This window comes from Pseudomonas machongensis (genome assembly GCF_034961125.1).
Lineage (GTDB): Bacteria > Pseudomonadota > Gammaproteobacteria > Pseudomonadales > Pseudomonadaceae > Aquipseudomonas > Aquipseudomonas machongensis.
The window spans coordinates 48,928-56,640 of record NZ_JAYFUI010000034.1; the positions used below are offsets into that span (position 1 = coordinate 48,928).

Annotated in this window: 6 protein-coding genes; 5 read left to right on the forward strand and 1 reads right to left on the reverse strand. The window is 66.8% G+C overall.

All coding sequences use genetic code 11. From position 1 onward, the window contains the following. Positions 1–68: 68 nt before the first annotated feature. The 5 genes from VA602_RS01425 to VA602_RS01445 all read left to right on the forward strand — a co-directional run bounded on the left by VA602_RS01425 (position 69) and on the right by VA602_RS01445 (position 7,179). The gene (locus tag VA602_RS01425; protein ID WP_323452281.1) at positions 69–1,844 is read left to right on the forward strand and encodes an ABC transporter ATP-binding protein; all 1,776 of its coding nucleotides are present in this window, start codon (positions 69–71) and stop codon (positions 1,842–1,844) included. Further along, positions 1,837–3,681 (forward strand): ABC transporter ATP-binding protein, encoded by a 1,845-nt coding sequence (locus tag VA602_RS01430; RefSeq protein ID WP_323452282.1) that lies wholly within the window; start codon positions 1,837–1,839, stop codon positions 3,679–3,681. The genes VA602_RS01425 and VA602_RS01430 overlap by 8 nt, the downstream gene beginning before the upstream one ends. Positions 3,682–3,887: 206 nt before the next feature. Continuing rightward, complete coding sequence (locus tag VA602_RS01435) at positions 3,888–5,036, forward strand: LLM class flavin-dependent oxidoreductase (protein WP_323452283.1); 1,149 nt, start codon at positions 3,888–3,890, stop codon at positions 5,034–5,036. A 20-nt stretch (positions 5,037–5,056) separates the two neighbouring features. Continuing rightward, the gene (locus VA602_RS01440) at positions 5,057–6,124 is read left to right on the forward strand and encodes an ABC transporter substrate-binding protein (protein WP_065862624.1); all 1,068 of its coding nucleotides are present in this window, start codon (positions 5,057–5,059) and stop codon (positions 6,122–6,124) included. Next, on the forward strand, positions 6,121–7,179 hold the full coding sequence (locus VA602_RS01445; RefSeq protein ID WP_323452284.1) for an ABC transporter substrate-binding protein: 1,059 nt from the start codon (positions 6,121–6,123) through the stop codon (positions 7,177–7,179). Before VA602_RS01440 ends, VA602_RS01445 begins: the two co-directional genes overlap by 4 nt. Before the next feature lie 152 nt (positions 7,180–7,331). On the opposite strand, the gene VA602_RS01450 is transcribed toward VA602_RS01445, so the two are convergent. Continuing rightward, a partial coding sequence (locus VA602_RS01450) for a transposase (RefSeq protein ID WP_323452285.1) occupies positions 7,332–7,713 on the reverse strand: 382 nt, incomplete at its 5' end.

A 7,713-nucleotide genomic window follows, 5' to 3' on the forward strand; every position in this document is an offset into this window, starting at 1 on the left:
CCGCAGCGGCCACGTCGCGGGGCAAGCCCGTGCCGTGGCCGACACATCCACTCCCTTCGGACATCTGTATGCCCCACCCTCTGCTGCGCGCCCTGGCCATCTACCGCGAGATGCCCTGGCGCTTTCTTCTGGTCGCCTTGCTCTACATCGCCGGCAACCTCGGCCTGGTCTGGCAGCAATGGCTGATCGGCCATGCCGTCAACGACGTCAGCGCCGGTCACGCCGTGGTTCGCCAGGCCGACGGCAGCCTCGACGCCAGTGTCGCCTGGTACTGGCTGTGGCTGCTGCTGGCCATCGCCCTCGGCCGTGGCCTGCTGCAGTACGCGGCTGCCGTACTGTCGCTGGTGCTCAGCCAGGCGCTGCTCACGCGCCTGCGCGAACGTATCCTCGAACAGGTACAGGCCCTGCACCTGGGCTACCACTGGCAGCATGGCATGGGCGAACTGGTGACCCGTACCACCCGCGATGCCGACAAGGTCCGCGATGCGCTGATCACCTTCTGGCGGCAGATCGTCGAAACACCCCTGGTGGTGCTGGCGGTGGTCGGCCTGCTGGCCTGGTATGACCCGCTGCTGGGCCTGGTACCGCTGCTGCTGACCGGTGTCGGCCTGTGGTTGTTCGTGGTACAGACCGAGCGCCTGGTCACCCTCGACCGCGCCGTAGGTGCCGCCTATGACCAGGTCAGCCAGGACCTCGCCGAAGGCATCGGCGGCGTGCGGGTGATCAAGGCCTTCGGCCTGGAACAGACACGCATCGAACGCTTTGCCGCGCAGGTGGCAGTGTTCTCCGGGCATGCCCGTGCCGCCCTCGCCTACGCCGCCTCGCGCATTCCCCTGCCGCAGGCGGTGGTGGCGCTGGGGCACGCCTGGGTGTTGGTCCATGGCGCTCACCTGGTGGCGAACGGGCGGCTGGCAATCGGCGAGCTGGTGACCTCGCTGCTGCTGGCCACGACCTTGGTATTTCGCATCGAGGGCATCGGCCGGGTCATGCAGACCTTCGCCGACGCCCGTGCCAGCGCCGAGCGCATCTGGCAACTGCTCGACGAACCGCCAGCGATCAGCAGCGGCCCTCAGGCCTTGCCCCGAGGGCCGTTGGGCCTGAAGTTCGAGAAGGTACGGGTCGGCGCGCCGAACGGCGGACGTGACATCCTGCACGACTGCTCGCTCACCCTGCAGCCCGGCGAAGTGGTCGCGCTGGTGGGCGCCACCGGCACCGGCAAAAGCCTGCTGGCCAGCCTGTTGCCACGCCTGGCCGATGTTCAGGGCGGTGCCGTGCTGATCGGCTCCGAGCACCACGGCTGGCAGGATGTGCGTGGGTTGGACCTGGCAGAACTGCGTCGTCGCGTGCAGGTGCTGCCCCAGGAAAGCTTCCTGTTCTCCGACAGCCTGGCGGCCAACCTGCGACTGGCAGCCCCCAACGCCAGCGACCAGCAACTGCGCGAGGGCCTGCGACTGGCTGCGGCAGAGGACATCCTGGAGCGTCTGCCCCATGGCCTGGATACACCGCTGGGCGACCGTGGTGTAACGCTCTCCGGCGGCCAGCGCCAGCGCCTGTGCCTGGCCCGCTCGCTGCTCGGCACCCCGGACATCCTGTGCCTGGACGACGCCACCAGCGCCCTCGACGCCCACGCCGAGCGCCGGGTACTGGACAACATCCGCCGCCTGCGCGGCGATCAGGGCCACGCCCCCACCCTGCTGCTGATCACCAGCCGCCTCTCCACCCTGCTGCTCGCCGACCGCGTGCTGGTGCTGGACAACGGCCGTATCGCCGCCAGCGGCAGCCACGCCGAACTCAGCGCGCACAACGCCCATTACCGCGACCTGCTGGGGATCGAGCATGACTGAGCCACGCAAGACCCCGAGCGAGCTCGAGATCGAACAGACCCTCGCCCGCCAGGCCCTGGACCGCGGCATGCTGCACCGCCTGCTGCCGCTGATGCGGCCGATCCGCAGCGCGATCCTGACCGTGATCGGTATCGAGCTGCTGCTGGTGTTCACCGTGTTTCTGCGGCCATGGTTCGTGCGCGAGCTGCTCGACCGTGGGCTGATCCACGACGGCGACCACTGGCTGCTGGACGAACGCCTGGTGCTGTGGCTGGGCCTGGCCCTGGCGGCCAGCTGGCTGGTGCGTTTCCTGCTCGCGGGGGTGTCGCAGTTCATCGCAGGCTCCGCGGCGATCCGCGTGCTGAACGATCTGCGGGTGAAGGTGTTCAGCCATGTCCAGGCACTGTCGGTGAGCTACTTCGACCAGACCCGCGCCGGGCGCATCATCTCCCGCGCCGACCGTGACGTGGATGCCCTGGAACCGTTGCTGGTACAAGGTCCGCCGGAGCTGCTCGGCGCCCTGCTGCGCTGCGGCCTGGCCTCGGTGATGCTGTGGCGCATCGAGCCCAGCTTCTTCTTCAGCCTGGCAGGTACGGTGCCGCTGCTGGTGCTGGCGACCTGGCGCTTCAAGCGCATCTCCCAGCGCAACTGGGCAAAGGTTGCCGAGCAGCGAAGCCGCTTCACGGCGCACCTGGTCGAGAGCGTCAACGGCGTGCGGCTGATCCAGCAGTGCGGTCAGGAAACGGCCAATGCACAGCGTTACCGGCGCCTGCTGGAGGACTTCAACCAGGCGCTGATTCGCGGCAATTTGCGCGCAGGCTGGTTCGCCCCCTTCACCGCACTGCTCAGCACCGCCGGCATGGCCGTGCTGTTGCTGGTCGGCGCCCATGGCCTGGCGCAAGGCACGGTCAGCGTCGGCCAGGTCGCCGAGAGCCTGTTCTATGTGTTCCTGTTCCTCGGCCCGCTGCAGGAGCTGTCGGACCTGTTCGAACGCTACGCCACAGGCTCCGCCTCGGCCCAGCGAATCTTTCTGCTGCTCGACACCCGCCCGCAACTGCTCGACCCGGACCGCCCTCGACCGCTGGGCCGGGCGCGTGGGCAAGTGGATTTCGAGCAGGTCGAATTCGCCTATCACCCCCAGGCCACAAGGCCGGTGATCGACCGCCTGGACCTGCATGTGCCCGCAGGCCAGGTGCTGGCCATCGTCGGCCCCTCCGGACATGGTAAGAGCACCCTGGTGCAATTGCTGACGCGCTTCTACGACGTGCACGCTGGCGCGGTGAAGCTGGACGGCATCGACCTGCGCCACCTGTCGCAGCATGAGCTTCGGCGCAATGTCGGGGTGGTGCTGCAGGACAACGTACTGTTCAGCGGCAGCATTCTCGACAACCTGCGCCTGGCCGCACCGCAGGCTGATGACGCCCAGCTGATTGCCGCGGCGCGCGAGCTGGGCGCTGACGAGGTGCTGGAGCGCCTGGCGCAGCAATACCACACCGAAGTCGGCGCACTGGGCTCGCACCTGAGCCATGGCCAGCGCCAACTGGTGTGCCTGGTGCGGGCCTACCTGGCCGACCCAGCAGTACTGGTGCTGGACGAAGCCACTTCAGCGGTGGATGTACATACCGAGCGGCGCATCCAGCAGGCGCTGCGACGCCTGTGCGAAGGGCGTACGGCGATCGTCATCGCCCACCGCCTCGCAACCATCCGCGATGCCGACCGGATTGCCGTGGTACGCCATGGACGGGTTGTGGAGCAGGGATCGCACGGGCAGTTGCTGGCCCTGGATGGCGCTTATACAGCGCTGCATGACGCCTACATGCGCAGCGCCGCAGCGCTCGAAACACCCTCGCAACCCTGAAGTCGCACGTGCAGGGCCTCGGGGGATGGCAACGGCGCACCGCAGCGCCCTGCTGCTCCCCCAGCAACCATTGCTGGCGGGGTGTTGCCACAGACGCACCCCGCGCCCCTCGCATCGCCCGAGCCCGCGCCCCACGGGGTGCGCCGCGGCAATGGCACAGCCGTTGCACCTCTGCATCCATTCGCTCATTGCTCACAGGAGCCCCCATGTCCACCGAATTCTTCTGGCGCCTGCCGCTGGGCACCGACGGCCCGCAGTTGTCCACCGACCGCCACAACCGTGGCGCCCCCCGGCACCGCCCCGGCAACATCGCGCCTGGGCGCCTGCCCAGTGGCGAAGCCGACGGTTTCAGCTACATCGACTACATCGCCCAGGTGGCCAAGGCCGCCGAACTGGCCGGTTTCGAAGGGGCGCTGCTGCCCACGGGGCCGGAGCCGTGGATCGCGGCGGCGGCATTGGCGCGCGAGACCCGACGCATCCGCTTCCTGATCGCCTTCCAGGCCACCTGGACCCTGCCCGCCTACGCTGCGCAACAGGCTGCGATCCTGCAGAACCTCAGCGGTGGGCGGCTGGACTGGAACATCATCACCGGCGGCAATCCCGCCAGCCAGCGCGCCAATGGCGACTTCCTCGAGCACGACCTGCGCTACAAGCGCACTGGCGAATTCCTCGACGTGATCCAGGGCCTGTGGGCCAACGACAGCTTCTCCTATCAGGGTGACATCTACCGCCTGGAGCACGGCAGCCTGCCGCCGGGCCTGCAGCACGAGCGCAAGCCGGGGGTGTATTTCTCCGGGTTCTCCGACGCGGCACTGGAGGTCGCCGCGCGTCACGCCGACGTGTACCTGAACTGGGCGGAGCCGATCGACAAGCTCAAACCGCACCTTGAGCGGGTTCGCGAACTGGCCGACAAGCAAGGGCGCAGTGTGCGCTTCGGCCTGCGTGTCGACCTGTTCGCCCGCGAGACCGAAGACCAGGCCTGGCGCGAGCTGCGCCAGCAGTTCGAGCGCCTGGAGGGCACGGCCAGCAGCACGGCGAAACGCTTCATCACCGGCTCCGATTCTGTCGGCGGCGCACGCCAGGCCGCTTATCACCAGCACCTGGCAGGCTTCGACGAGTTGATCCTGGCCCGCAACCTCTGGGCCGGTTTCGCCAAGGCCAAGCCCGGCCCTACCGTAGGCCTGGTCGGCAGCCACCAGAACATTGCAGAACGCCTGGCCGAATACCGCGATGCCGGTTTCTCCACCTTCATCCTGGCCGCCAACCCGCACCTTGAAGAGGCGCTGCGCATCGGTCAGGAAGTGCTGCCGCTGGTGCAGCAACCGGCCGCCACCCCTTTCAAGGCCCGCGCCTGAATCCTTGCAGAGACCTCACCATGAGCCATCCCCTCGACACCCTCTGGTACACCCGCTGTCCGGTTCCCACCGGGCTTGGCATCGCCGTCCAGCAAGGCTGGCTGCAGGCCGACCTGTCTGCCCTCGGCACCCAGGTCCAGTCGCTGCGCGAAGCCGACGACCAGGCCGTGCGCGAATCGCACTTCGACCACAGCCTGCGCAACTCGGTGCGCCATGGCGGCAGCATCCCGGCGATCTGGGCCCGCGCCCAAGGCCGCGAAACCCGCGTGATCGGCCTGTCGTGGGCAGACGAGGCGCAGTTGATCCTGAGCCTTCCGGGCAGTGGCATCCGCACGGTCAAGGACCTTGCAGGGCGGCGCTTCGGCCTGCCCGACTGGGCCGCGGCACAGATCGACTTCACCCGCGCCCAGGCCCTGCGCGGGCTGGAAAACGCCTTGCGCCTCGAGGGCCTGCAGGTGGGGGATGTGCAGTTGGTCAACTACCGCTACGACGGCACCTTCAGCGACCGCCCGGTGCGTAACGTGGCCGGCACGCCGGTCTCCACCACCCAGACGGCCGGACGCAATCTGGAGTTGGCCGGGCTACTGCGTGGCGAGGTCGACGCGATCTTCCTCAAGGGTGCCAGCGCCGTACAGTTGGCCCATGCCTTTGGCCTGCACACGGTGATCGACACCGGTGCCCATCCCGACCCGCTGGTGCGCAGCAACAACGGCACCCCGCGCACCCTGGCGGTGGACAGCCACCTGCTCGCCCAGCATCCGCAGGTCGCCCGTACGATCCTCGCCGCCGTGTTGCGCGCCGAAGACTGGGCCCAGCGACACCCTGACGAAACCCGCCGCTACCTGGCCCGCGAAACCAACAGCAGCGAGTACTGGGTCAGCGTCGCCTATGGCAACGATGCCCACCTGCGCCTGCGTACAGCCCTGGACGAGCAGGCCCTCGCCGCCCTGCAGGACTTCGTCCACTTCCTCAAGCGCTGGCGCTTCATCCCCGCCAGTTTCACGGTCAGCGACTGGATCGACCGCGGCCCACTGGACGCGTTGCTGGCCAACACCTCTGCCATGGAAAGGACCTCCGTCGCCCTATGAGCAAGCCACTGGAAACCCTCTGGTACACCCACAGCCCGGTGCCCACCGGGCTCGGCATCGCCGTGCAGTCCGGACGCCTGGCCCAGGCGTTTCAACCGTTCGGCACCAATATCCAATCACTGCGCGAGTCCAGCGAACGGGAGGTACGCGAAGCCCACTACGACCATCACCTGCAGAACTCGGTGCGCCACGGCGGCAGCATCCCGGCGATCTGGGCCTATGCCAGCGGCGTCCAGACCCGGGTGTTGGGGCTGTCGTGGATCGACGAGGTCCAGCTGATTCTCACCACCGAAGAAAGCAGCGTGCGCTCGATCCGTGACCTGAAGAATCGCCGCTTCGGCCTGCCGAAATGGGCCAACGTGCAGATCGACTTCACCCGCGCCCAGGCCCTGCGCGGCCTGGAAAACGCACTCAAGCTCGAAGGCCTGTCGGTGGCCGATGTGGAGCTGGTCGACTATCCCTACGGCGGCACCTACAGCGACGACCCCAAACACCACCTGCACAGCTCCGCCGTCAGCCTGGGCACCAGCCGCTTCAGTCGGCGCAACAACGAACTGATCGGCCTGCTGCGCGGCGATATCGACGCCATCTTCCTCAAGGGTGCGCACGCGGTCAGCCTGGCCCACGAGTTCGGCCTGCGCGTGGTGGTCGATACTGGCAGCCATCCCGATCCGCTGATTCGCAGCAACAACGGCACGGCGCGGACCCTGACGGTCGATACGCACTTGCTGCACGAGCATTTCGACGCCAGCGTGACCCTGGTCGATACGGTGCTGCGCACCGAGCAATGGGCCTGGGCCAACCCCGAGGAGACCCGGCGTTTTCTGGCCCGTGAGCTGAACACCAGCGAGTACTGGGTGGCAGCCGCCTATGGCGAGGATGCCCACCGGCGATTGCGCACCACCCTGGACAATCGCTCGATCGAGGCGCTGCAGGACTTCACCGAATTCCTCCACCGCTGGGGGTTCATCCCGCAGCGCTTCGATGTGCGCGAGTGGATCGATTTCAGTGTGCTGGAGAAGGTGATCGGCTCAACGTCGCGGCTGGCGGTCTGAGCGTAGGTCCACATAGGGCGTAACGGCCCTCAGCACTGGGGGCTGTGCCTGTCTTGTTCAAAATCTAAAGGCCAGCCCAATCCCTGTGGGAGCAACTGTCTTGCTCAAAATCTAAAGACCAGCCCAATCCCCTGTGGGAGATTCTATGGTTCTCAGCAAGCCAGTTTCGCCCCTTTGGTGACGTATTCGTCCTGATTTTTCATCAGGGCGAATGCCACCCGCGCGAGCTTTCTTGCCAGGATTACCAGAGCTTGGGTCGTTGCTTTACCCGTGCTCAGATGCTGTTCATAAAGTCCCTTCCAAGCGGCAGATCTGCTGGCAGCCATCGCAGCGTTATGCAATAAGCGACGAATTTCTGAGCAACCTCGCTTGGTAAGGCGGCGGCGTCCATTCTTCTGTCCGGAATCATTAACTCGTAGATCCATTCCCAGGAATGCAATGTACGAGTCACTGCTTTTGAACTCGCCCCTCACAAAAGCCATCACCAATGCTGTCGCTGTGAGAAAACCAATGCCCTCTACTGCTTGGCAGCGA